Origin of the sequence: Flavobacterium myungsuense (genome assembly GCF_042677265.1) — a bacterium.
GTDB classification, from domain to species: Bacteria; Bacteroidota; Bacteroidia; order Flavobacteriales; family Flavobacteriaceae; genus Flavobacterium; species Flavobacterium myungsuense.
The window spans coordinates 1-822 of sequence record NZ_JBHTIZ010000033.1 but is presented as its reverse complement, the minus strand read 5'-3'; the positions used below and the strand labels follow the sequence as shown (position 1 = coordinate 822).

1 protein-coding gene is annotated in these 822 nt (G+C 35.3%); it reads left to right on the top strand.

The features are described from left to right. A partial coding sequence (locus ACFQ0S_RS11545) for a hypothetical protein (protein ID WP_379819096.1) occupies nucleotides 1-822 on the top strand: 822 nt, incomplete at both ends.

Here is an 822-nt window from a genome sequence, read left to right as displayed (position 1 = left end):
TTATCATCAATAAATTTAAATTCTCAAAATTTAATTACCAAAGGAGATTTTGGGACTTTTGATGCTGGTGTGCCTAGTCCAGTTCCACTGGGATATACTACAACGTATTCTCAAATGCCCTATAATGATGGTACTAGCGGTTCTGCAGGTAAATATTCAATAACAAATAATCCTAGCTTATTATCCACAACCGGCCAATTAATTTCCACTTTTGACATCTCCAACGGAGTTGATGGTGATGGTACTGGTAATATGATGTTCGTAAAAGGAAAAGGCAACCAAGTTTTTTGGCAGCTAGATGAGCCCTTAGTATTGATAGTCGGAGAAACTTATCTTTTTTCTTTTTGGATTAAGAATGTCCATACCAACACAAGCCCTATAGCTCGGCTTCCAATAATTGATCTTACAGTGTCAGGTATTAAAGTAGGAACTTATACTCCTATTGGTACGGATCCTTTAGTTAAGAATTCGTGGGTCAAATGTAATTATTCTTTTGTTGCAGCAACAACGTCTATTACAATACAATTATCTACATTTAATGCTAATTCTTTTGGAGAACTTTTTGTTATTGATGACATTTCATTAACACCCCCAATAGTTCCAATGACAGCTTCGTTTGTTAAAACTGATCCATCTTGCCCGAATGTTAATGATGGTTCTATAGTTGCTTATACTAACAGTGGCATTTCGTCTTTTGCCTTTGAGTTAACTAATTTGTCGGGTACAATTAATGTTAATAACTCTACAGGAGTTTTTACAGGATTATCTCCAGATTCTTATGTAGTGACTGTCGTAGATTCAAACACTCCTCCAAGAAAAGTT